This is a genomic window from Streptomyces sp. NPDC006798, assembly GCF_040635975.1.
GTDB lineage: Bacteria > Actinomycetota > Actinomycetes > Streptomycetales > Streptomycetaceae > Streptomyces.
Window position 1 is genome coordinate 61,332 of sequence record NZ_JBEYIS010000021.1, and the last position, 22,591, is coordinate 83,922.

General features: G+C 73.9%; 20 protein-coding genes and 1 riboswitch. Of the genes, 9 read left to right on the top strand and 11 right to left on the bottom strand.

The window, feature by feature from the left end; all coding sequences use genetic code 11:
* Positions 1–75 precede the first annotated feature (75 nt).
* The 5 genes from ABZ714_RS16665 to ABZ714_RS16685 form a co-directional block, all read right to left on the bottom strand.
* Complete coding sequence (locus ABZ714_RS16665) at positions 76–1,773, bottom strand: nitrite/sulfite reductase (RefSeq protein WP_358825945.1); 1,698 nt, start codon at positions 1,771–1,773, stop codon at positions 76–78.
* Between the two features lie 682 nt (positions 1,774–2,455).
* Entirely contained in the window at positions 2,456–3,022 is a 567-nt protein-coding gene (locus ABZ714_RS16670; RefSeq protein WP_358825946.1) for a GNAT family N-acetyltransferase, read from the bottom strand.
* A gap of 613 nt (positions 3,023–3,635) precedes the next feature.
* The gene (locus ABZ714_RS16675; protein ID WP_358825947.1) at positions 3,636–3,866 is read right to left on the bottom strand and encodes a hypothetical protein; all 231 of its coding nucleotides are present in this window, start codon (positions 3,864–3,866) and stop codon (positions 3,636–3,638) included.
* Positions 3,867–3,919: 53 nt separating this feature from the next.
* Positions 3,920–5,173 carry a GAF domain-containing protein gene (locus ABZ714_RS16680; protein ID WP_358825948.1) on the bottom strand — a complete coding sequence of 418 codons (1,254 nt, stop codon included), beginning with the start codon at positions 5,171–5,173 and terminating at the stop codon, positions 3,920–3,922.
* A 366-nt stretch (positions 5,174–5,539) separates the two neighbouring features.
* Positions 5,540–7,180, bottom strand: a complete 1,641-nt coding sequence (locus ABZ714_RS16685) for an acyl-CoA dehydrogenase family protein (protein ID WP_358825949.1) — start codon at positions 7,178–7,180, stop codon at positions 5,540–5,542.
* Positions 7,181–7,198: 18 nt separating this feature from the next.
* Here ABZ714_RS16685 and ABZ714_RS16690 point away from each other — a divergent pair, with 18 nt between their 5' ends.
* Positions 7,199–8,521, top strand: a complete 1,323-nt coding sequence (locus tag ABZ714_RS16690; RefSeq protein ID WP_358825950.1) for a YihY/virulence factor BrkB family protein — start codon at positions 7,199–7,201, stop codon at positions 8,519–8,521.
* Positions 8,522–8,531: 10 nt separating this feature from the next.
* The gene (locus ABZ714_RS16695) at positions 8,532–9,356 is read left to right on the top strand and encodes a helix-turn-helix domain-containing protein (protein ID WP_358825951.1); all 825 of its coding nucleotides are present in this window, start codon (positions 8,532–8,534) and stop codon (positions 9,354–9,356) included.
* Here the strand turns inward: ABZ714_RS16695 and ABZ714_RS16700 are convergent.
* Both ABZ714_RS16700 and ABZ714_RS16705 read right to left on the bottom strand, forming a co-directional pair.
* Positions 9,275–9,688: a VOC family protein gene (locus tag ABZ714_RS16700; RefSeq protein WP_358825952.1), complete on the bottom strand. Its 414-nt coding sequence runs from the start codon at positions 9,686–9,688 to the stop codon at positions 9,275–9,277. The two genes, ABZ714_RS16695 and ABZ714_RS16700, sit on opposite strands and share 82 nt — an antisense overlap.
* A gap of 73 nt (positions 9,689–9,761) precedes the next feature.
* Positions 9,762–10,232: a hypothetical protein gene (locus ABZ714_RS16705; RefSeq protein WP_358825953.1), complete on the bottom strand. Its 471-nt coding sequence runs from the start codon at positions 10,230–10,232 to the stop codon at positions 9,762–9,764.
* Between the two features lie 260 nt (positions 10,233–10,492).
* Here ABZ714_RS16705 and ABZ714_RS16710 point away from each other — a divergent pair, with 260 nt between their 5' ends.
* Positions 10,493–11,878, top strand: coding sequence for a hypothetical protein (locus ABZ714_RS16710; protein WP_358825954.1), 1,386 nt, complete (start codon positions 10,493–10,495; stop codon positions 11,876–11,878).
* Positions 11,879–11,989: 111 nt separating this feature from the next.
* On the opposite strand, the gene ABZ714_RS16715 is transcribed toward ABZ714_RS16710, so the two are convergent.
* Together ABZ714_RS16715 and ABZ714_RS16720 are read right to left on the bottom strand one after the other, a co-directional pair.
* Complete coding sequence (locus ABZ714_RS16715; protein WP_358825955.1) at positions 11,990–12,829, bottom strand: CbtA family protein; 840 nt, start codon at positions 12,827–12,829, stop codon at positions 11,990–11,992.
* 26 nt (positions 12,830–12,855) lie between these two features.
* Positions 12,856–13,095 carry a CbtB domain-containing protein gene (locus tag ABZ714_RS16720; protein ID WP_358825956.1) on the bottom strand — a complete coding sequence of 80 codons (240 nt, stop codon included), beginning with the start codon at positions 13,093–13,095 and terminating at the stop codon, positions 12,856–12,858.
* Between the two features lie 10 nt (positions 13,096–13,105).
* Positions 13,106–13,247, bottom strand: a riboswitch (adenosylcobalamin (AdoCbl) riboswitch).
* A gap of 119 nt (positions 13,248–13,366) precedes the next feature.
* Between ABZ714_RS16720 and ABZ714_RS16725 the strand changes: the two genes are divergently transcribed.
* From ABZ714_RS16725 to ABZ714_RS16745, 5 genes are all read left to right on the top strand, one after another.
* Complete coding sequence (locus tag ABZ714_RS16725; protein ID WP_358825957.1) at positions 13,367–13,966, top strand: histidine phosphatase family protein; 600 nt, start codon at positions 13,367–13,369, stop codon at positions 13,964–13,966.
* A gap of 109 nt (positions 13,967–14,075) precedes the next feature.
* Positions 14,076–14,726 carry an exonuclease gene (locus ABZ714_RS16730; RefSeq protein WP_358825958.1) on the top strand — a complete coding sequence of 217 codons (651 nt, stop codon included), beginning with the start codon at positions 14,076–14,078 and terminating at the stop codon, positions 14,724–14,726.
* Between the two features lie 40 nt (positions 14,727–14,766).
* Positions 14,767–15,270 (top strand): SigE family RNA polymerase sigma factor, encoded by a 504-nt coding sequence (locus ABZ714_RS16735; protein WP_358825959.1) that lies wholly within the window; start codon positions 14,767–14,769, stop codon positions 15,268–15,270.
* Complete coding sequence (locus ABZ714_RS16740; RefSeq protein ID WP_358825960.1) at positions 15,267–15,590, top strand: hypothetical protein; 324 nt, start codon at positions 15,267–15,269, stop codon at positions 15,588–15,590. Before ABZ714_RS16735 ends, ABZ714_RS16740 begins: the two co-directional genes overlap by 4 nt.
* 570 nt (positions 15,591–16,160) lie before the next feature.
* Positions 16,161–17,369: a hypothetical protein gene (locus tag ABZ714_RS16745; RefSeq protein WP_358825961.1), complete on the top strand. Its 1,209-nt coding sequence runs from the start codon at positions 16,161–16,163 to the stop codon at positions 17,367–17,369.
* Between the two features lie 28 nt (positions 17,370–17,397).
* On the opposite strand, the gene ABZ714_RS16750 is transcribed toward ABZ714_RS16745, so the two are convergent.
* Entirely contained in the window at positions 17,398–18,495 is a 1,098-nt protein-coding gene (locus ABZ714_RS16750) for a serine hydrolase domain-containing protein (RefSeq protein ID WP_358825962.1), read from the bottom strand.
* Positions 18,496–18,701: 206 nt separating this feature from the next.
* Between ABZ714_RS16750 and ABZ714_RS16755 the strand changes: the two genes are divergently transcribed.
* Positions 18,702–19,493: a DUF1775 domain-containing protein gene (locus ABZ714_RS16755; RefSeq protein ID WP_358825963.1), complete on the top strand. Its 792-nt coding sequence runs from the start codon at positions 18,702–18,704 to the stop codon at positions 19,491–19,493.
* Between the two features lie 78 nt (positions 19,494–19,571).
* On the opposite strand, the gene ABZ714_RS16760 is transcribed toward ABZ714_RS16755, so the two are convergent.
* Positions 19,572–22,208 (bottom strand): SpoIIE family protein phosphatase, encoded by a 2,637-nt coding sequence (locus tag ABZ714_RS16760; RefSeq protein ID WP_358825964.1) that lies wholly within the window; start codon positions 22,206–22,208, stop codon positions 19,572–19,574.
* Between the last annotated feature and the right edge of the window lie 383 nt (positions 22,209–22,591).

A 22,591-nucleotide genomic window follows, 5' to 3' on the forward strand; every position in this document is an offset into this window, starting at 1 on the left:
TGTTCGCTTCTCCGCTCGCGCGGCGCTGTGCGGGTTTCGTTGCCGTCCGCGGCCCGGCAGCCGCGCGCGCGTCGCTCACGAGAGGGCTTCCTCCGACGCTCGGGCCGCCCACTGGGCGAACCGCTCGCCGTCCTCGCGCTGCTCCTGGAAGCGGCGCAGGACCCGCTCGACGTAGTCCGGGAGGCCTTCGGAGGTGACCTTCAGGCCGCGGACCTTGCGGCCGAAGCCGGGTTCGAGACCGAGGGCGCCGCCGAGGTGGACCTGGAAGCCCTCGACCTGACGGCCGTCGTCGTCCAGGAGGAGCTGGCCCTTGAGACCGATGTCCGCGACCTGGATCCGGGCGCAGGCGTTGGGGCAGCCGTTGAGGTTGATGGTGATCGGCTGGTCGAACTCGGGCAGCCGGCGCTCCAGTTCGTCGATGAGGGACGCGCCGCGGCCCTTGGTCTCGACGATCGCCAGCTTGCAGAACTCGATACCGGTGCAGGCCATGGTGCCGCGCCGGAACGGCGAGGGCGTGACCCGCAGATCGAGTGCCTCCAGGCCGGCGACGACCGAGTCGACCTGGTCCTCCTCGACGTCGAGGACGATCATCTTCTGCTCGGCCGTGGTCCGGACCCGGCCGGAGCCGTGGGCCTCCGCCAGGTCGGCGATCTTGGTGAGGATCGTGCCGTCCACCCGGCCGACGCGCGGGGCGAAGCCGATGTAGAACCGGCCGTCCAGCTGGCGGTGGACACCGATGTGGTCACGCCACTGCTGTACGGGTACCTCGGGCGCGGGCCCGTCGTAGAGCTTGCGCAGCAGGTACTGGTCCTCCAGCACCTGGCGGAACTTCTCCGGCCCCCAGTCGGCGACCAGGAACTTCAGCCGGGCCCGGTTGCGGAGCCGGCGGTAGCCGTAGTCGCGGAAGATGGAGATGACGCCCTCGTAGACGTCCGGGACGTCGTCCAGCGACACCCAGACGCCGAGCCGGACCCCCAGCTTGGGGTTGGTGGAGAGCCCGCCGCCGACCCAGACGTCGAAGCCGGGGCCCTGCTCGGGGTGGTTCACCCCGATGAAGGAGATGTCGTTGATCTCATGGGCCACGTCCAGCAGCGGCGAGCCGGAGATCGCGGACTTGAACTTCCGCGGCAGGTTGGAGAAGTCCTTGTTGCCGACGATCCGGCGGTAGATCTCGTCGATCGCGGGCGTGCCGTCGATGATCTCGTTCGCGGCGATCCCGGCGACCGGGGAGCCCAGGATGACGCGGGGGGTGTCGCCGCACGCCTCCGTGGTGGAGAGCCCGACGGCCTCCAGACGCCGCCAGATCTCCGGCATGTCCTCGATCCGGATCCAGTGGTACTGGACGTTCTGCCGGTCGGTGATGTCGGCGGTACCGCGGGCGAACTCCTCGGAGATCTCGCCGATGACCCGGAGCTGGCGGGTGGTCAGCCGGCCGCCGTCGATCCGGACCCGGAGCATGAAGTAGCTGTCGTCCAGCTCCTCGGGCTCCAGGATCGCGGTCTTCCCGCCGTCGATCCCGGGCTTGCGCTGGGTGTAGAGACCCCACCAGCGCATCCGGCCGCGGAGATCGGCGCCGTCGATGGAGTCGAAACCCCGCTTGGCGTAGATCGTCTCAATGCGTGTCCGCACATTGAGACCGTCGTCGTCCTTCTTCGTCTGCTCGTTGGCGTTGAGGGGCGTCAAATGGCCCGCGGCCCACTGTCCCTCGCCGCGGTGGCGGCCGGCCTTGCGGCGGGCGGCTGCGGGAGCGGGCTTGTCCGGTGTGGCGGCCATGGCGGTATGTCCTTCGGGGCAACGGGAGGGCGGCTCGCGACCGCACACTGGCGGTCCGCGCGACGGTGCGCGGGGTGCGGATGTGCGGTGAGGGGCAGGCGGAGAACAGGCGCAGGTCGGGCGGTGTACGGGGCGATCTGGCGGTGTTCAGTCGAAAGTGGTGCGAACGCGCAGGTGGAGCGGGCGGAGGATCGGCTTACTCGGCGGATCGGGCGGCGGAATGCTCGACTGGCGACGGCTAACTGAGGGAGCGGTGGTGCTGGGCTGTCAGCAGGCGGGACAGATGGCGCTGGACATGCGGCCGTGGTCGACGTGCCGCCGACTCACCAAGGCAATTCCAGCTCGAGACATGACGGAAGCGTGGCACGGCGATTGGAGGAGAGTCCACCGTAATCCGGATGGTGGACAAAAGTATCTCGCACTATGAGACGTGTGGCGACGGTCACGCGATGGCGCGTTCCCGGAGGTCGGCCGGGTGTAGAGGAGGGGTGGCGGGTGGCCCCGGGAGGGGTGTCCGGGGTGTGAGGCGGACGTGTGCCGGGCGTACGGCCCGGGGTGCGCCGGGGCGCCGGTGCGCGGAAGCGCGTACGGCCCCTCGGGGCGGGCGCCCGGGGGCCGTACGGGTGGCTGTGCGCGGGGGATCTACGGGTGCGGTGTGCGGTGTACGGGTGGGTCGCGCGGCTCAGCCGTGGGCGCCGGGCCACGGGCCCGGGGTGGCCGTCTCCGGCTCCTCGCCGACCTTGGTGTCGAAGAGGGCGAAGCCGCGCCGCCGGTAGTTCTCCATGGCGTGCGGGCCGTCCTTGGAGCAGGTGTGCAGCCAGACCCGCTTGGTCGGGGGGAGACCGGGCCAGCGGTCCGCCAGATCCCAGGCGCGAGCGGTCGCCACGCTCAGCAGATGGCCGCCGATCCGGCGGCCCCGGAAGGCGGCGATCAGCCCGAAGTAGACGATCTCCACCGTGCCCTCGCCGTCGGTCGCCAGCTCGGCGTACCCGGCGGGCGTCCCCCGCTCGTACGCCACCCAGGTCTCCGTCCCGGGCCGGCCGAGCGCCGCCTCCCACTCGGCGTAGCTCATCCCCAGCCGGTCGGTCCAGGTCACGTCCCCGCCGACGGCGGAGTACAGGAACCGGCTGAACTCGGGCGACGGGATCTCCGACCGGACGACCGTGACATCGGGCCCCACGGGCGCGGCGGGCCGCAGATCGGCGGGCGAGGTCTGCTCAAGGGACCAGGTGGTGACGGTGATGCTCATGGCCCCAGGGAACCATGCGGCGCGCGACGCCCCGGGGCGGGGGTGCCGGTGACCTGCCCTCGCCGCCTTGCACGCGGCCCCGCGCCCCGGGGCCCCCGGCTGCCTGGACGCCTCGGGCGGCGCCGGCCCCAGAGCCTTGGCTCTCCGGGTGGGGGTCGCGCCACCCGCCCTGCCGGGCGGGTGTTGTCGGGCGACCGCGCCCGGTCTGTGGCTGGTCGCGCAGTTCCTCCCCCTGTGCCTTCGGCGACGGGGGGACCCCCAGAGCCTTGGCTCTCCGGGTGAGGCTCACGCCCTCCGCCCTGCCGGGCGAGTGTTGTCGGGCGACCGCGCGCCGTCGTGGGCTTGTCGCGCAGTTCCCCGCGCCCCTAAATGCTCTCCCCAGTCCCGCCCCTGAGAAGGGGGGCTCGTCTCTCTGCGAGGGCGGTCAGGAGGGCAACCCAGGTGGCGCTGGGGGTCGCGGGCCGCGAGCAACATAAAGGAGCCGGGCGCGGCCCGGGTAGTGAGGCGGCAACCCGGAGGGCCAAGGCGCTGGGGTCCCCAGAGCCCCTGGATGCCCGCGCCCGGCGGTCGTCGCGGCGAGCGGTCTCCGGCGTCGGGGCGCTCCGGGTGAGGGTCACCCGCGGGTGTGGTCCTCCGGGGACCAGACGCGGGCGCAGGCGCGGCATTCGAGCATGCCGTCGAGGCGTGTGCCGTTGTTCACCGTGGTCACGCGGAAGCCACCGCACCCCGGACAGTCGCGGCCGTCGCGGTCGGCCCACCGGGGCCTGGGGCGCCAGCGGGTCAGGGCCCAGGTGGTCCCGATGATCACGACGACCAGTACCGCCAGCAGGATTCCCCCGAGCACGGCTCCACCCCTTCGGCCTCGAATTGCGACGTGGCGCATCGTAGTGCCCGTGATCAGGGCTCCCCGGGCGGCCCGTCCTCCGGGGCCGGCTCGGGGTGGCGGATCTCGACCTCGATCGTCTCGGCGAACCGGTACGGGCGGCTGGTGATCACATGCGGCAGCTGCCGGCGCAGCCGGGACAGTTCGGCGCGTACCGTCACCGTTCTGGTGGGGTCGCCGAAGAGGTCCTCCGCGAGCTGGGCCGCGGTCCGGCCCTCGCGGTGGGCCGCCAGCCGGCCCAGCAGCTCCGCGTGGCGGGGGCTCAGCTCCTGGACCCAGCTGCCCGCAGCGCCGTGCACGGTCGCCGACGCGTACCGGGGGCGGGTGAGGTCGACGACGACCCGGGCCACCGGTCCCGGCCCGCCGGCCTCCGTCACCCGGATCAGCCAGCCGCCGGGTACCGGCTCGACATCCGCCATGCCCAGCGACGCCAGCCAGAACCGGCCCGCCGACGGGGGCCGGGGCAGCTGGATCCGCCCCGGGGGCGGCGGCATCCCGATCACGGCCGCGGGCCAGCCGTTGCCGTCGGTGATCAGGGCCCGGCCGGTCATCCGGCCCAGCAGCGGCGACGCCACGGCCCGCAGCCGTTCCAGGGCCGTCTGGTGGCGCTGGCGCAGTTCCGCCTCGGCGAGCCGGGCCACCGTCGCGACCAGGGGCAGCACCGTGGGGTGGAGGGTGTTCGGGGGGCCGCTGACATTGACCACGCCGAGCAGGCGCCCGTCGCGCGGGTCGGTGACCGGGGCCCCGGCGCAGGTCCAGGAGTGGTACGCGGCCACGAAGTGCTCCGCCGCGTGGACATGGACCGGCCGCCGGGTGACCAGGACCGTACCGACCGCCGTGGTCCCGGCGAGCGGTTCGCTCCAGTCGGAGCCGATCACGAAGCCGTGCGCGTCGCCTTTGCGCAGTACCGCGGCCGTGCCCTCGCGCCAGAGCAGCCGGGCGTCCGCGTCGGCGACCGTGACGATGTGCTGGGCCGCGTCCGCGATGGTCACCAGCGCTTCGCGCAGGACCGGCAGCACCGTACGGAGCGGGGACTCGCAGCGTCGCCGCTCGATCTCCTCCCGGGGCAGCAGCCCGCCCCGGGCGCCGCGCTCCGGATCGAGCCCGCCGTCCAGCAGCCGCCGCCACGAGGCGCCGATGTCGGACCGGGGGGCGAGGGCGGAGCGGCGTCCGTCGAGCACGGCCTCCCGGATGCCCCGGAGCACCCGTCCGGCCTCCGCCGGTTCCATCGCGGCGAGTCTGGCCAGATCGATCGGCGTGGTCTGCACGACGCGGGGGTCCTCCTCGGCGCGAAACGGATCCAGCACCGCGATACGGCTGATTCGCGGCAAGCGTTGCAACCCTCTGCAACTCTCGCGAATAGGTGCTCACCTGTACGAAAGTGAACGGCGCGAGGGGTGGTGCCGTGTCGGCGCAGCACCACCCCGACCATGATCATCTTTGCGTCCCGTGCCCGCAACCGCCGGGGCCAAATCCTTTTGACCACGGTACGGCCCCCGGCCGCGCGCACCACCGGCGGGGCGGGCCCGCCGGAGCGGTCCGCCGGTGCCCGCGCACACCGCCGACGCGGCGGAGCGGCCCGCCCCGGAGCCCGCGGGCCCCGCCCGCGGCAGGGCGGAGCCCCGTACCCCCGCTCAGACCACCGCCCGCGCCCGCTCCACCACCGCGCCCGTCGCCAGCCCGTGCGGCAGGGTGCCGAATGCGGCGCCCCAGTCGCCGCCGAGCCGGGAGGCGCAGAACGCGTCCGACACCTCCGGCGGCGCCCAGCGCACCAGCAGCGACCCCTGGAGTACCAGCGCCATCCGCTCCACCAGCCGCCGTGCCCGGCCCTCGACGCCCTCCAGATCCGCCAGCTCGGTCAGCAGGTCCTTGATCGCCCGGTCCAGCCGGTGGTCCGCGCCCCGGGCGAGCCCCACCTCGCGCAGATACGCGTCGAGCGCCCCCGGCTCCCGCTGGAGCGCCCGCAGCACGTCGAGGGCCTGCACATTGCCGGAGCCCTCCCAGATCGAGTTGAGCGGCGCCTCGCGCAGCAGCCGGGGCAGCCCGGACTCCTCCACGTACCCGTTGCCGCCGAGGCACTCCAGCGCCTCGCCCACCATCGGCGTGGCCCGCTTCGTCACCCAGTACTTGGCGGCGGGCACCGCGATCCGCAGCAGCGCCCGCTCCGGGCCCGTATCGGCGTCGTACGCCGCCGCGAGCCGCATCGCCAGGACCGTCGCCGCCTCCGACTCCAGCGCCAGATCCGCCAGCACGTTCCGCATCAGCGGCTTGTCGATCAGCGGCCCGCCGAAGGCGTGGCGGTACGCCGAGTGGTGGATCGCCTGGGCCAAAGCCTGCCGCATCTGAGCCGCCGAACCCAGGACGCAGTCCAGCCTGGTCGCCGCGACCATCTCGATGATGGTGGGCACCCCGCGCCCCTCGTCGCCGACCCGGCGGGCCAGGGTCGTACCGTCGAACTCCACCTCCGCCGACGCGTTCGAACGGTTGCCCAGCTTGTCCTTCAGACGCTGGATCCGGAACGCGTTGCGGGACCCGTCCGCCAGCACCCTCGGCACCAGGAAGCACGTCAGCCCCTCCGGTGCCTGCGCCAGGACCAGGAATCCGTCCGACATCGGTGCCGAGCAGAACCATTTGTGCCCGGTCAGCCGGTAGTCGGCCGCGCCGCCCGGCACCGGTTCGGCACGGGTGGTGTTGCCCCGGACGTCGCTGCCGCCCTGCTTCTCCGTCATACCCATCCCGAACAGGGCGCCCGGCTTACGGGCCGCGGGCACCAGCCCGGCCTCGTAGCCGTGCGACGTCAGCCGGGGCTCCCACTCGGCGGCCAGGGCCGGGTCCGTCCGCAGTGCCGGTACGGCCGCGTGCGTCATCGACACCGGACAGCCGTGACCCGCCTCCACCTGCGACCAGACCAGAAAGCCCGCGGCCCGGCGGACATGCCCGGCCGGGCGGCCCCAGGCGTCGGTGAGCCCGGCGCCTACGGCATGGCCGAGCAGCCGGTGCCAGGCCGGATGGAACTCCACCTCGTCGATCCGCTCGCCGTACCGGTCATGGGTCCGCAGCCGGGGCGGAGACTCGTTCGCCAGCCGCCCCCACTCCTGCGCCTGGGCCGATCCCGCCGCCCTACCGAGCTCCGTCAGCTCCGTACGGACCTCCTCCGCCAGCTCCGGCCCGACATGCCGGGCGACCGCCTCGCCCAGCGCGCGGTCGGAACCGAAGACGTCGTATCCCACCAGGGGCGGAGCCTGGTTGGTCACTGTGTGAGTGCTGGTCTCCATGCCCGATACGGTATGGACGTGCAGGCAGCAAACGAAACACCCGAGCGGCATTCGGGGCGGCTCCAGCGAGCCCGGGTCCTCTACCGCAACGTATCGAAGCGGAAGATGGTCTGGCTGCTGCTGAAAGACACCGTCAACTCGTGTATCGAGTACCGGATCCTCGGGCTGGCGGCGGAGGCGGCGTTCTTCACCCTGCTGTCGCTGCCGCCCCTGATGCTCGGGCTCCTCGGTCTTCTGGGCTATATCGACTCGTGGACCGACACCACCACCGTCGCCTCGATCGAGAAGAACATCCTCAACGCCGTGGGGACCGTGCTCTCCGAACGGGGCGTCAACGAGATCGCCAAACCCCTGCTGGCCGACGTCACCCACGGCGGCCGGCCCGATCTGATCTCCATCGGCTTCGCCATCGCGCTCTGGTCGGGCTCCCGGGCGGTGAACGTCTTCATCGACACCATCACCGTCATGTACGGCCTCGACGGACACCGGGGCATCGTCGCCACCCGGCTGCTCGCCTTCCTGCTCTATCTCGTCGCCCTGCTGATCGGGGCGGTGGTGCTGCCACTGGCGGCCGTCGGACCCGACCGGGTGGTCGAACTCGTCCCCTGGGGCACGACGCTCGTCACGATCCTCTACTGGCCCGTGGTCCTGCTGCTCAGCATCGCCTTCCTGACGACGCTCTACCACGTCTCCGTCCCGGTCCGCTCGCCGTGGATCGAGGACGTCCCGGGCGCGCTGGTGGCGATCGGGATGTGGGTGGCGGGCAGCGCCCTGCTCCGGGTCTACATCACCAGTACGGTCGAGGGCCCGACGATCTACGGCTCACTCGCCGCGCCCATCGCCGTCCTGCTGTGGATCGGGATCTCCGCCTTCGCCGTACTCGTCGGCGCCGCCGTCAACGCGGCCATCGACCGGGTCTGGCCGTCCGTCGCGACCGCCGCCGCGCGCGCCGCCAACGACCGGCTCCGGGAGGCCCAGGCGGTGGAGGTGCTGGCCAAGGCACAGGCGGCCAGGCTGTACGACGACTACAACACCTACGACGACGGTGACGACGGTGACGACGACCCGGACGACGACGGCGACGGCGGGCCGGGGGACATGCCGTCCGAGTTCCCGGAGCGCTGGTCCCGCTTCCTGCCCCCGGACGACGTCCGGTCCCGGCTGCACACCGCCAAACCGCCCGCCGGTGAGCGCCCGGGGCCGAACGACATCACGGGCGGCCCGCCCGCGTCCGCGTACCCCCAGCACCCCCAGTACCCGCCGCGCCCGCAGCATCCCCCGTACCCCGGCCGCCCCTCGGCCCACAAGCCGGACCGGCCGTCCGGCGACGACCGGCGATAGCGTCGCGGCGATGGACCCCGCTTCGGATGCCGCCTCCGGCTTCGGTTCCGGTTCCGGCTACGCCGAACGGGCCTCGGCGCTCCCCGGCGCGATCGTCTGGGCCAAGGGCCCGTCGGCGGGATCGGCGGGGTCCGGGGTCCGGCCGGTGCTCCCCGACGGCTGTATGGATCTGCTGTGGACCCCCGGCAGGCTGTACGTCGCCGGACCCGACACCCGGGCCTACGTCCCGGGACCCGGCGCGGGCGGCCGTCGCCACGCGGGCATCAGATTCGCCCCCGGTACGGCGCCCGCACTGCTCGGAATCCCGGCCCACGAACTGCGCGACCGGCGGGTCGAACTGGCCGATCTCCGGGGCGCCGCCAGTGCCCGGCGGCTCGTCGAACGGATCGACTCGGCTGCCGACCCGGTGGCCGCCCTGGAAGCCCTGGCCGTCCGGATCGCCGCCGCACGGAACGCCGAGGGCAGGGGCCCCGACCCGCTGACGGCCCGGATCGTCCGCCTCCTGGACGGCGGTTCGACGGTCGCCGCGACGGCCGAGGCGACCGGCCTCGGCGTCCGGCGACTGCACCGCCGATCCCTGGAGGTCTTCGGCTACGGCCCCAAGACGCTGGCCCGGATACTCCGCCTCCAGCGGGCCCTCGCCCTGATCGGCCGGGGCACGCCCTACGCGACCGCGGCGGCCGTCGCCGGCTACGCCGACCAGGCGCATCTCGCCCGCGAGATGCGCCTGCTGTCGGGTCTGACCCTCCGCGCCTACTGGGCGGGCGGGGTGGTGCCGTCGGCGTCCGCGAAGAGCGACACTCCCATCCCGTCGGGGTCGAGCACCACGGCGTAGCGCTGCTCCCAGACGGCGTCCCACGGCGCGAGATGCGACGTGTATCCGGCGCCGACCAGCTCGTCGTGGAGCGCGTCCACGGCGGCGGCCCCCTCGCACCGGAACGCCAGCCCGATCCGCTCCCCGCCGGAGGGCCGGGTCCAGCCGGGGTCGTACGACGTGATGACCTCCTCGGTGTCCCACAGCACCCGCAGCCCACCGGGCGTGGTGGCCTCCACATGAGGGGCCCCGTCGGAGTCGGCGGGCACATCGAGCCCGAGCCGGCGGTAGAAGGCGAGTGATGCGGCCATGTCGGAGACGACGAGGCTGATGGCGTCGAGTCGTGCGTTCATGCCGCTCACGGTAGGCGCCCGGCCGGAACGGGGTCTTGAACCTTTCGGACACGGGCGGGGCGGGGCGACTCGGTCAGGCGATGATCCTGACAACCGCCGTCGAGCCGACGTACCAGGCGTTGTTGTTCCAGGGGCTGAGGTTGCCCCAGCCGTCGTTGTTGCCGGGCCGGAGCGCCTCCGTGGTTCCCATGCAGGTGGTGCGCTGTCCGGCGCTGAGAGGGGTCGCCGGGCAGTTCACCGTGGTGCCATAGGTGGAATCGGCGCTTCCCTTGATGCGGATGGCGACGGCGGCGTTCTTCTTGACCACGAGCACCGGCTGGACGACGCCGCCGCTGTCGACGATGAAGCACGCCTGGAAGCCGGCGTTCGTCGTGAGCCAGTGTGTCGTCGTCTGGCCGCACGTGGTGTTCCAGTGGTTGTCCCACGGCTTCCAGGGTCCCTCGATCGCGGAAGCGGATGCGGAGGCCGACGAGGCTGTGACGGACGTCAGCCCGAATGCCGCCACGGTGGCGGCCAGTAGACCGGCGATTCTGGACTTGAACATGGCAGTCCTTCCTGGCCGGACGGCGGATCCGAAGGGATGATGGCGGAACGCGCCAGGCGTGGCCGAGTCCATCCGGTGGGGCGGGAGGCCTCGCGCCCCTGGTCGCCGCTATCCGCACTGTGGGTGGTGTCGCCGGGAGGCGGGCCCGAACGGGTGATGTCGCCGTACGGCACGCGTGGCCGGAAGCCTTCCGCCGCCGGTGAGGCGGTCAATGGGAGCAGCACAGCGGGGGTACCGGCCCAAGGATCGAGGCTCCAGCGATGACCGAACTCCCCGACCGGGCACCCCGGGCGGGCGCCGGAGATCCCGCCGTGCGGCGGCGGACGGCGCGGGCCGCGCGGAGCGCCGTGGGGGTACTGGGTGCCCTCGCCGTCCTCCCCGTGGCCCTGGCCGTCGGATCGCCGTCCGCCACCGCGACACCGGGGCAGGGGCCCGTACCCAGGCCCACCGGCCCCGTGGTGGCCCAGGGCCCCGGGCCCGTCGAACCGGGTCCCGAGTCGCCGCGCCCCGATATCACCACCGCCGACGAGCCGGGGGCCGCGCCGCCCGCCCGGCCGGTGGCGCTGGTGACGCTCGGGGACGGCTTCCTCGCCGGGGAAGGGGCCCGCTGGGCCGGGAACGCGGAAGGGCTCGGCGGCGACGGCGGCGTTCCGGCCGCGCTGCGCGATGCCACGGACCGGACCAGGACGACGGCCGGGGCCTCCGGAGCCGTACCGCGCCGGGTCTATACCGACGACTGCCGCCGCTCCGATGTCCTCACCCTCACCACGGACACCGTCCGCCACCACAACATCGCCTGTTCGACCGCCGGGGCCGAGGCGCCGTCCCGGGCCGTACGGAGCCACGAGGCGCAGCTCGAACAGTTGCGGAAGCTGGCCGCCCGGTACGACGTACGGACCGTCGTCGTCTCGATCGGCGGCGACGACGTCCGTCTGACGGACACCATGAAGGCCTGCGCCGCGGCCTGGCGCGACCGTACCGACTGCTCGACCGACCGGCGGATCACCGGCCCGGCGGCCGAGCGCGTCGCGGCGGTCGGGGAGAAGGTGGCGGCGGCCGTCGCGTCGGTGCGCGCGGCGGTCGAGGGCACCGGTTCGATGCCACGGGTCGTCGTCCAGTCGTATCCGCTGCCGCTGGCCTCGGGGGAGCCGGGCGCGACGACCCGGCTCGACGAGAACGGCCGGGACCGCTGGGGCGTCGCGGGCTGCCCCTTCTACGACCGCGATCTGCGCTGGCTCGCCACCGGGGTCGGCGGCGCGCTCAACGACCGGATCAGGGCCGCCGCCCGCCGCTCCGGCGCCGACTTCGTGGACGTCGGGGGGCTGCTCGAAGGCCATCAGGTCTGCGGCGGGCAGGCGTCGCGGACCGCTTTCGCCGCCGACGGGACGATCGCCGCGCCCGGTGCCGAACGGGCGGAGTGGGCGCGGTACGTCCCCCGGACGGCGGCCGAACCGCCCGCCGACGAGGCCCGGGAGGTCCTGTACCCCAACTACTACGGGCAGCGCGCGTTGAAGCGGTGCCTGGGGGAGGTAGTGGCACGGCTGGCGGCCGTGCCGGGGGCCGCGCCCGTCGAGGCGGTCTGCCGGGGCACGGCCGGGACCGCGCCGGAGGAGATCGCCGTGACGTTCCCGGCCACGACCGGCTGACACGGGTACGCGGCCACGTGGGCAGACGGCACCTGTGCCCCGCCGGAGATCCGGCGGGGCACAGGTATGCGCGCGGCGCCTCGGGACACCAGGTGTGTCGTCCCGTGACCGTCAGCCGGCCGCCGTCACCGCCCCCGTCGCGGCCGGGCGGGCCGCCCGCGCCTTCGCCGGGGTCAGCAGCCGCTCCGCCAACTCCCCGAAGACCAGGCCGAACACCGTCCACAGCGTGGCCTGTACGGCGAGCGTCGCCAGCCGGAACTCCCACAGCACAGCGGCCGGGAACCCCTTCGGCACCTCGTCGAACGACGGCAGGAAGGCATAGGCGAGCCCCACGGCCAGTACCAGCCCCGCCGCCGCGATCACCGCCGCGTACCAGGCGCCGGTACGGGGCGCCAGCCGGCGGCCGGCGATCACCGCCCCCACCGTGAGCGCCACGCCCAGTACCACCATGAGGAAGTAGAGGACCGTCCGCTGCCCGATGGTGTCGGGATCGCCGACGGCGGGCGGATTCGGCGGGTACTTCAGAAACGGCACGACATAGACGCTCAGCAGTAGGCCGACCGCCACCAGCAGGGCCGTGGCGCGCGGCCCGAAGCGGCCGGAGCGGCCGAGCGCCACACAGTAGGCGAGCGCCGCGATCCCGCCGACGGCGACCCCGAAGACGAGGACGCCGGTGGCGAGTCCGGCGGTCGACTGCACGGCCCGGCTGACGAGTTCCTCGCCGCCGTGGTCATGGGCGTCCGCCTCCTCGAACGCGATGGCCGCGTCGACCGGGCCCTCGCCCAGGAAGTACGCGACGGCCAGGGCGCACACCCCGGCGATCAGGCCCGCCAGCATGCCCCGGACCAGCAGTGCCCGGACGGTCCCCGAGCCGGTGGGCGCGGGAGTGTGCTGCTCGGTGTCGGTGTCGGTGATGGTGTTGCTGTGGGTGTTGATGTCCGTCGGGTTCATCCGCCGTCTCTCTCCCGTACCGGGGTTCAGTGGCACGGGAAGCCGAGCAGATGACGGCCGTCGTGGACCCACTCGTGGACGCTCTCGCCGGAGACCAGGGCGACCGCGCCCTGCTCGGCGCCGACGAAGTAGAGCAGGATCAGGGCCAGAATTCCGGTGAAGAGCGCCCAGGGGGCGATCTCCCGGAGGGAGAGGGGAGCGACGGCGACCGGCGTGCGGGCCGGTGCGGGGGTGAGCGGAGCGGCGGGTACGGCCGACTGGGCCATGACAACCTCCAGGGGGAACAACGCGTCCCGTTCGTGGTGCCTAGAGACGAGGACGCCGGGTCTGACTTCCCGCCGGGGAGACGGGTTCACAGTGGCGCGACCGTGCCGGATTTGCACCGGACTTCCATCACATCCTCGTCATGTCCACGCGACCGTACCGCGCCCGAACCCCCGCCGCCATGGCGCGTATTCGACTACCCCGGGCCGGATCCCGCGCCCGGGGCCGAAGATGGGACGGACGGCCACAGGAGCGGCCGGAGGGGACGGTGGTGTGGTGGTACGGGTCACCTTGCTGACGGCGGCGGCGACCGCGGCGGTCCGCGCCGCCCGGTTCGACCCGGGCGAGGGCTTGGACGAGCCGGGCCGGGCCGCCGCACGCGCCGCCGCCGACCGGGTACCGCGCGGCGGACGGACCGTCCTCACCGCCCCCTCCGCCCGCTGCCGGGAGACCTGCGCCGAACTCGGCCTCGGCCCCGGGCCCCGGATCGAGCCCGCCGTCGCCGACTGGGACCTGGGGCGCTGGCGGGGGCGAGGACTGGACGAGACGGCCCGTACGGAACCGGACGCGATGGCCGACTGGCTCGGCGACCCCGCGTCGGCCCCGCACGGCGGCGAATCGCTGCTCGACCTCCGCGCCCGGGTCGGCGGCTGGCTGGACGGCCTCGCCCACGGCCCCGCCGGGCGCCGGGTACTCGCCGTCGCCGAAGCGGCCGTCGTCCGCGTGGCCGTACTGCACGCACTGGCACTGCCCCCGGAGACGTTCTGGCGGCTGGACGTACCCCCGCTGAGCCGGACCGACCTGTCGGGCGACGGCCGCCGCTGGAATCTGCGCCTGGGTACGCGCCTTGAGGGACGGGACGCGGGGCCGTGACGCCGCTCCGGCCGCCCTTCCCTTCCGGGGCCGGGGGCTCCGCCCGGGGGCGACGGGCCGCCCGCAAACCCGTGGCCCGGCGGTGCCGTACCCGTCTACGCTGCGCCGCGTGAACCCACCCACCGGTCCGACCGGCCGTCCCGCCGCCGTTCTCCCCGAGTTGTACGTCGCCGTGGACGTCGAGGCCGACGGTCCCATCCCGGGGCCGTACAGCATGCTCTCCCTCGGCATGTCCGTCGCGGGCCGCCCCGACCTGGCCTTCTACACCGAACTGCGGCCCATCTCCGACGAAGTCGTCCCCGAGGCCCTCGCCGTCTCCGGGCTCGACCGCGACCGGCTGCTCCGCGAGGCACCCGCGCCCGAGGCGGCGATGGCCCGGGCGGCCCGCTGGGTGGACGGGCTGCGGAGGATCGGCCGCCCGGTCTTCCTCGCCGCGCCCGCCGTCTGGGACGGCATGTTCGTCCACTGGTACTTCGTCCGCTTCACCGGCGCGAGCCCCTTCGGCGCCACCGGCGCCGGAATCGACCTCCGCAGCTACTGGATGGGTCTGACGGGCGCCGAATGGCGCCGCTCCCACAAGAGCACCATCAAGGCGGCGACCGGGCTGAAGGGACTCCCGCACACCCACCACGCGGGCGAGGACGCGGCCGAGCTGGCCGCCGTCTTCGACGCCGTACTCGAGCGGTACGCCCCCGGGCCCGGCGAGCGGCCCCGCCGGGGCGGCGACCCGCGTCGGGGCTCCCCGGACGGCGCCGCGTAACGTCGGCGGGGATCCGTACACCGGCGAGGAGAGCTGACGTTTGACCGAGGAGGAGTTCACGGACTTCTACACCCGCTCCGTGCACCGGCTCACCGGCCACCTGTACGTCATGACCGGCGACTTCCACGAGGCGCAGGACGTGGTGCAGGAGGCGTTCGTCCGGGCCTGGGGGCACCGGCGGCGGCTGGCCGAGGACCTGGGGCCCGAGGCGTGGGTGAGGACCGTGGCATGGCGGCTCGCCGTCAGCCGGTGGCGGCGGGTCGTCCGGGGGCAGCGGGCCTGGCGGCGGCGCGGCGACCCCGCCGTCAGCGACGGCCCCGGGCCGGGCGCCGTCGATCTCGAACGGGCGCTGCGGGGGATGCCCGCGCGGCAGCGGCAGTGCGCGGCGCTCTACTACGTCTGCGATCTGCCCGTGGACCGGATAGCCGCCGAGACCCGGCTCTCCACCGGGACCGTGAAGACCCACCTCTCCCGGGCGCGGGCCAGACTCGCCGGACTGCTCGACGACCATCCTGCACGGACGACGGACGGGGGATCGCCGTGACGACCGACCACGACGAACTGGTGGCGGACCGGCTGCGGACGGCGGCCGCCCGGGCCGCCGGACGGGTACGGCCCGCCGAAGCGGCCGTCATCACCGACCGGGCCAGGGCCAGAACGCGACGGCGCAGGGCGGCGGGGGCGGGGCTGCTCTGCGTGGCGGTGACGGTGGTGGCGCTGCTCGTGGTCCGGCCGGACGCGGCACCCGGCCCTGGCCCGGGCCCGGTGGACCCCGCGGACGCCTCGACGGCCCCGATGGCGACGGCCTCCCCGACGCCCTCGCGCCCGTCCCCCTCGGCCACGATGCCGCACCCGTCGCCCTGACGCGGGGCGCTGCGTTCTCGGGGGTGGGGCACCCCCAGCGCCTCGGCCCTCCGGGCGCGGCCTTTTGCGCCAAATGCCCTGCTGGGCGGGTGTCGTCCGGCGACCGTGCGCCGTCCGTGGCTGGTCTCGCAGTTCCCCGAGCCCCTAGGTTGCCCTCCTCAACGTCCTTGTAAAGAGGCGAGCCTCCTCCCCAAGGGCAGTGCCCCTTTTTCCAGGGCCGGTGCAGAGGGAGAGTATTCAGGGGCGCGGGGAACTGCGCGGCCAGCCCAGGGCGGCGCGCGGTCGCCCGACTACCTTCGCCCGGCTGGGTGGGTGGCGTGGGCCTCACCCGGAGGGCCGAGGCGCTGGGGGTCCCCCCATTGCCGAAGGCATAGGGGGCGGAACTGCGCGACAAGCCCACGACGGCGCACGGTCGCCCGACAACACCCGCCCAGCAGGGCAATCGGAGCAAAGGGCCTCGCCAGGAGCGCGGCGCGGTTCGTGAGGTGCGTCACAGCGTGTCAACCGCGTAGGGGCGAACGTACGTATGCGTGTCGAGTAATCGACCGTACGAACCGTACGAGGAGCCCGATGGCCGACCAGTCCCTGACCGACGACCGCCCGACCGCCGGGCCGTGGATGCCCGCGCCTCGCGGCGGCCCCGGGGAGACGGGGAACGCGGGGGAGCCGGCGGGGTGGCAGCGTGCCACCGCCGTGGTCGGGGTGTACGCCGTGAGCGTCGCCGTCCATCTCGTCGTACTCACCGCGATGCTGCCGCCGGGCTGGTCGCTGCGGGACCGGCTGCTCTCCTGGGACGCCGCCCTCTACGTCGACATAGCCACCGACGGCTATCCGTCCGGATTCCACTACCGGGACGACGGCGAGCTGACCGGCAACAATCTGGCCTTCTTCCCGCTGTTCCCGCTCCTGGTACGGGCCGCGCACCGGCTCACCGGGCTCGACGCGGGCGGGGTCGCGATCGCCCTGGCGCATCTCTGTCTGCTCGGCGCGATGTTCGCCGTACACGGCCTGCTGTACCGGTTGTACGACGAGCGGACCGCCCTCGCCGGGATCGCGCTGCTCGCCGGGGCGCAGCCGATGGCGATCACCTTCCAGATGGCGTACAGCGAGTCGCTCTTCCTCGCCCTGGCCGCCGCCGCGCTGCTCGCCGCGCACCGGGAAGCCTGGCTGACGGCCGGGTTCCTGGGGCTGCTGACGGGGCTGACCCGGCCGGCTGCCTTCGCGCTCGCGGTGGCGCTGGCGGTCGCCGCCGTGATGGCCGTACGGGCGGACGGGCGGCTCGGCCGGCGCCGGGTCGCCGGGGTGGTGCTGGCGTGTTCGGGGACGCCGCTGTATCTGCTCTGGGTGGGGGAGCGGCTGGGGCAGCTCGACGCCTGGTTCGTGATCCAGGAGGCCGGGTGGGGGACCCGCTGGGACAACGGCGCCGCGTTCTTCTCGTTTCTGGCGGAGACCGCCGGGCGGGCCGAGGGCTGGGTGCCGGTGAGTACCGCCGTCCTGCTGGTGGCGGCCGTCTGCGTCACGGTGCCGGCCTGGCGGCGGGGCACCTGGCCGCCGCTGCTGGTGTACGGGACGGTGATGGTGGTGCTGACCCTGGCGCAGAGCAACTACTACCACTCCAAGCTGCGGCTGCTGGTGCCCGCCGTGATCTTCCTGGTGCCGGTCGCGGTGGCGCTGGGGCGGGCGAGGACGCGTACCGCCGTGGCCGTACTCGCCGTCGCGACTCTCGTCGGCAGTTGGTACGGCGCCCATATGCTCACCGTCTGGCGGTACGCCATCTGACCGCCGGGCCCGGCGCCGGATGCCCCGGTCAGCTCTCCAGCGGCGTCACCGACAGATCGTCCCCGAGCGCCGTCGCGATCTCCGCCACCCGGGAGTGGTCGGCCAGCCCCCGGGTCAGATAGGCCACGCCGTGGCCGCGTTCGGCGGACCACCAGCCCGCCGAGCCCCCGATACCCCCCTTGGCGATCTTCGTACGGTCCCGGAGGAGTCCCAGCGTCCAGGTCAGTTCGGTGCCGAAGACCTCGTCGTGGCCGGTCGCCTGGGGCGCCAGGAACTCCCGGTGGACCCCGGGTCCGAGCAGCTTCGCCACCGGTCCGGCCGGGTCGGTGAGCCCGCCGAAGAACCGGGCGGCCGACGAGGCGCTGGTGTGGAGATTGACCGCGCCGAAGACCGACCGCCGCCACCGGGCCGAGTTGACCGTGGCCGGCTCCAGCGGGCCCGCCGGGATCCCCAGCCAGGGCGCGGACGGCAGCTGCTCCGCCCAGCCGGGGGCCGCGTACTCCAGCTCGGCCACCCGGCCCAGCTCCCCTTCCGGCACTCCGAACCAGGCGTCCAGGCCGAGCGCCGGGCGGACGACCCCGTTGAACATCTCGCCCAGGGTCGTACCGGCGCCCGCCCTCAGGGCGCCGTCGATCAGATGCCCGTACGTCAGCGCGTGCTCGCCGATCGCCGTACCGGGCTCGTACTCGGGCGGTGCCGCCGCGAGCCCCGCCCGGAGCGCCGTGTCGTCGAGCGGGTCGACGCCCCGCAGGGACTCGGGGAAGCGGGGCTGGCCCGCCTGGTGCGAGAGGACCTGGCGCAGGGTCACCCGCTCCTTCCCGGCCCGCCCGTACTCCGGCCAGTACTCCGCGATCGGGCGGTCCAGCTCCATGGCCCCGTCCCGGACCGCGACCAGGGCGGCGACGGCGGCGAACGGTTTGGAGAGCGAGTAGGGCTGGACCAGGGTCGTGCCGTCGAACGGCCGGGTGCGGCCGGAATCCGCCCAGCCGCCGGTGAGCCGCAACACCTCCCGCCCCGCGCGCCAGACCGAGAGCCCGGCCCCGGGCTCCCGGCCCTCGCGGACCAACCGGTCGAAGATCTGGCGTACCCGGGCGTACGGTGCCTCGGCGAAATCATCGCTCTGCATGACAACTCGACCTCCCATACCCCTGGGGGGTGTTGACAGGAATCCTAAGGTACCCCATGGGGGTATAGGGATCAGGGTCTTTGCCGGGGGCTCGGTGTCGTGAATGATGTCCCCGGCACCTCCGGCACGGCAGGGACCCGACAGCGCCAGGGGTTTGCCGGGGGCGGCCCGACGCGCAAGTCCACGGCACACACCCGAGGAGAACCATGAGCAGCTCGCCCCTGTCCCGCCGAGCCCGCCGCGCCGCGCCCGCCGCCGCGTTCGTCTGCGGGCTGGCCCTCGTGGTCGCGACCGGCCACCCCGCCGCCGCCCACGCGGGGGTCACCGCCTCCGAGCCACGGGCCCTGGCGAAGAACGTGACCCTCACCTTCACCTCCGAGGCCGAGTCGGCGAAGGCGGGCCTCACCAAGGTCCAGGTCGTCCTCGCCCAGGACATGTCGTCGGCGGCGGTCATCCTGAAGCAGGCCCCGAAGGGCTGGAAGTTCAGCCACTCCCAGGGCGGCTACACCATCAGCGGCGCACCCCTGGCCGTCGGCCGGGACGCGGTGCACAGCGTCGTCGTCCAGCAGCTCCCGGACGCGAAGGAGCTGGTCTTCCGGGTCCTGGAGACCTACGGCGACGGCTCCCAGGCCCGCTGGATCGAGGAGCCCCGGGCCGGGGTGAAGCCGGAGAACCCGGCGCCCGTCGTGAAGCTGCGGGCCAAGGCCGCCGGGGCCGTACGCGAACGCGTCCGCCCGCCGTCCGCCCCGGCGACGCCCCCGCCGACGGCCGAGACGACGCCCAAGCCGCCGGAGGCCGGGGCCACGGCCAGCGCGACCCCGCTGACCGCGCAGACGAAGGGACACGACTCGCACGGGACGACCGGCGGCTCCGCCCGGAGCGGCGGCGATGGAGACGGCGGTGGGAACGGTGCCGTGATCGCGGCGGCGGCGGGCGGTGTCGCCGTCCTGGCCGCGGGCGGGTTCTGGGCGTACCGGCGCCGCTCCTCCGGCACCTGAGCCGTACCCCATGAGCACGTACGGGCCCGGCGGATCCCCGCCGCCGGGCCGTACGCCGTGCCGGGCCCTCGCGCCGCCTCAGAAGCCCGGCAGCGGCTGCTCCGTCCAGATGACCTTGCCGTCCGGTGTGTACCGGGTACCCCACCGGTCCGCGAACTGGGCGACCAGGAACAGCCCTCGGCCGCCCTCGTCCGTGCTCGCCGCCTGCCGCAGATGCGGTGACGTACTGCTGTGGTCGGAGACCTCGCAGATCAGGGCGCGGTCCCGGATCAGCCGGACCCGGATCGGCCCGACCGCGTAGCGGATGGCGTTGGTGACCAGCTCGCTCAGGATCAGCTCCGTGGTGAACGCCTCGTCGTCCAGGTCCCACTCCTTCAGGGTGCGGGCCACCCGGGCCCGCAGCTCCGCCACCGCCGAGGGGTCGGACGGTACGCCCCATTCGGCGACCCGGGAGGGATCCAGGACCCGGGTCCGGCCCACCAGAAGGGCGACGTCGTCACGGGGGTTCTCCGGCAGCAGCGCCCGGAGCACCGCGTCGCAGGTCTCGTCGGGGGTGCGGTCGCCGTGCCCGGAAAGGGTGTCGCGGAGCAGCGCCAGGCCCTGGTCGATGTCCCGGTCCCGGTCCTCGACCAGGCCGTCGGTGTAGAGGACCAGGGTGCTGCCCTCGGGCAGCCGCAGCTCCAGCGTCTCGAAAGGCAGCCCGCCGAGCCCCAGCGGCGGCCCGCCGGGCACCCGCGCGAACGCGGCGGTGCCGTCCGGATGGACCACCACCGGCTGCACATGGCCCGCCCGGGCCATCGAGCACACCCCGGTCGCCGGATCGTAGATCGCGATCAGACAGGTGGCGCCGGTGATCGCGGACTCCGCGTCCGCGCCGTCCTCCTGGTCGATCCGGCGCACCAGATCGTCCAGATGCCACAACAGCTCGTCCGGCGGCAGATCGAGGGTGGAGAAGTTGTGCACCGCGGTCCGCAGCCGCCCCATGGTGGCCGCCGCGTGCAGCCCGTGGCCGACGACATCACCGACGACCAGCGCCACCCGCGAGCCGGGCAGCGCGATGATGTCGAACCAGTCGCCGCCGACCCCGCCGACACCACCGAGACCGGCCTGCGCCGGGCGGTAGCGGTACGCGGCCTCCAGCGCGCTCTGCACCGGCACCCCGCGCGGCAGCAGACTCCGCTGAAGGGTCACCGCCATGGTGTGCTCACGGGAGTAACGGCGGGCGTTGTCGACACTGACGGCCGCCCGGGCCACCAACTCCTCGGCGAGGGTGCGGTCCTCCTCGTCGAAGGGCTCGGGGCGCTCCGACCGCCAGAACATCGCCACGCCCAGGATCGCGCCCCTGGCCCGCAGCGGTACCGCCACCATCGAGTGGAATCCGGCGCCGACCAGCCGCCGGGCCCGGGACTGCGACTGCTGCTCCCACCCGGTGAACGCGGCCAGATCGGGCTCCAGCACCGCCTCGCCCCTGTTGATGCCCGCGCCCAGCGCCGTAGACGGCAGAAACCGGATCGTCGTCCCCAGCGGGAAGAGGGCGGTGTCGTCCCGGGGCCCGCTGAAGGCGGTTCTGCGCATGTCCGAACCGGCGCCGGTGGCCGTCGGCTCCTCGCCGCGCAGTACCGCCTCCGACAGATCGACCGTCGCGTAGTCCGCGAACCGGGCGGCGGCGAACAGGGTCAGCTCCTCGCAGGTGTGGACCACGTCGAGGGTCGTCCCGATCTCCATCCCCGCGTCGTACAGCAGCCGCAGCCGCCGCTGCGCCACATCGGCCCGCCCGCTGAGAGCCGCCAGCTCGGTGGTGTCCCGGATCGTGGCGACCGTACCGGCCGGGCCGCCGTCCCGGTCGGTGGCGCGCTGGTTGACGGCGAGCAGCCGCTGCCCCACCCGGTAGATCTCGTCGTTGGCGATCCGTCCCGACGACAGCAGCCGTGCGGTGTGCGGATCGAGATCGAGCTCGTCGACCGTACGGCCCTCCACCTCGGCGGGCAGCCCGAGAAGACGGCGGGCCTCGTCGTTCACGAGCAGCACCCGCCGGTCGCCGTCCAGGATCATCACGCCCTCGCGCACCGCGTGCAGCACCGCGTCGTGGTGTTCGTACATCCGGGTCATCTCCTCCGGACCCAGCCCGTGGGTCTGGCGCCGCAGCCGCCCCGTCACCAGGGCCGTGCCGACGGTGGCCAGCAGCAGCACCCCGGCCGCCACCCCGAACAGCAGCGGGAACTGCTCCTCGACCACCCCGCTCACCCGCTCCAGCGTCACACCCGCCGAGACCAGCCCGATCACCGAGCCGTTCGCCGCGTGCACCGGGACCGTGGCATGCACCAGCCGGCCCGGCTGCGCCTTGACCTCGCCGGTCACCACACCGCCCTTCAGCACGGGGGAGATATCGCCCGTGAACGTCTTCCCGATCAGCCCCGGATCGGGATGGGTCCAGCGCCTGCCGTGGGTGTCGAAGACCACGATGATGTCCACGCCCGCCAGCTTGCGCGCCGCCTCCGTCTTCGGCTGGAGGATCGCCGAGGGATCCGGGCTCTTCAGCGCCGCCTCCATGCCCGGGGCGGACGCGAAGGTCTCCGCCACGGCGATCGAACGCCGCCGGGCCTCCCGTTCGGCGTCCGAGTGCGACTGGAGGACGAGGGCGGCCATGCCCGCGGCCACCAGCAGCACCACGATCACCGCCTGGAGCAGAAAGACCTGACCCGCCACGCTGCGCATCGACAGGCCCCGCGGTACCTGCCCCGGACGCCGGGAGGGACGCGGGTGCCGGGAGGGGCGACCGGAGCGTGCGGCCATGACCTCTTTCTACACCTCCCGCCTGGGGTGGGCTATCCGCGCGCGGCGCCCGCGGGCCCCGCCGCCGCGGGTTGCCTCCCCCAAGAGCCCGGGCCGCGCCGTCCGCCCGGCCGGGCGGGTGTTGTCGGGCGACTGCGGGCCGTCGTGGGCTGGTCGCGCAGTTCCCCGCGCCCCTAAATGCTCTCCCCGGCCTCGCCCCTGAAGAGGGTCCCGCCCTCGGTGAAGAGGGGCCGGTCTCTTCCCGAGAGCGGTGAGAAGGGCAACCAGGGGCGCGGGGAACTGCGCGACCAGCCCGGCACCGGGGC

Excerpts from the sequence above, each read along its gene's own strand:
- ABZ714_RS16685 (WP_358825949.1), bottom strand. The coding sequence starts at position 7,180 with ATGGAGACCAGCACTCACACAGTGACCAACCAGGCTCCGCCCCTGGTG.
- ABZ714_RS16665 (WP_358825945.1), bottom strand. The coding sequence starts at position 1,773 with ATGGCCGCCACACCGGACAAGCCCGCTCCCGCAGCCGCCCGCCGCAAG.
- ABZ714_RS16760 (WP_358825964.1), bottom strand. The coding sequence starts at position 22,208 with ATGCGCAGCGTGGCGGGTCAGGTCTTTCTGCTCCAGGCGGTGATCGTG.
- ABZ714_RS16715 (WP_358825955.1), bottom strand. The coding sequence starts at position 12,829 with ATGAACCCGACGGACATCAACACCCACAGCAACACCATCACCGACACC.
- ABZ714_RS16695 (WP_358825951.1), top strand. The coding sequence starts at position 8,532 with ATGGACCCCGCTTCGGATGCCGCCTCCGGCTTCGGTTCCGGTTCCGGC.
- ABZ714_RS16710 (WP_358825954.1), top strand. The coding sequence starts at position 10,493 with ATGACCGAACTCCCCGACCGGGCACCCCGGGCGGGCGCCGGAGATCCC.
- ABZ714_RS16745 (WP_358825961.1), top strand. The coding sequence starts at position 16,161 with ATGGCCGACCAGTCCCTGACCGACGACCGCCCGACCGCCGGGCCGTGG.
- ABZ714_RS16700 (WP_358825952.1), bottom strand. The coding sequence starts at position 9,688 with ATGAACGCACGACTCGACGCCATCAGCCTCGTCGTCTCCGACATGGCC.
- ABZ714_RS16705 (WP_358825953.1), bottom strand. The coding sequence starts at position 10,232 with ATGTTCAAGTCCAGAATCGCCGGTCTACTGGCCGCCACCGTGGCGGCA.
- ABZ714_RS16750 (WP_358825962.1), bottom strand. The coding sequence starts at position 18,495 with ATGCAGAGCGATGATTTCGCCGAGGCACCGTACGCCCGGGTACGCCAG.
- ABZ714_RS16755 (WP_358825963.1), top strand. The coding sequence starts at position 18,702 with ATGAGCAGCTCGCCCCTGTCCCGCCGAGCCCGCCGCGCCGCGCCCGCC.
- ABZ714_RS16670 (WP_358825946.1), bottom strand. The coding sequence starts at position 3,022 with ATGAGCATCACCGTCACCACCTGGTCCCTTGAGCAGACCTCGCCCGCC.
- ABZ714_RS16720 (WP_358825956.1), bottom strand. The coding sequence starts at position 13,095 with ATGGCCCAGTCGGCCGTACCCGCCGCTCCGCTCACCCCCGCACCGGCC.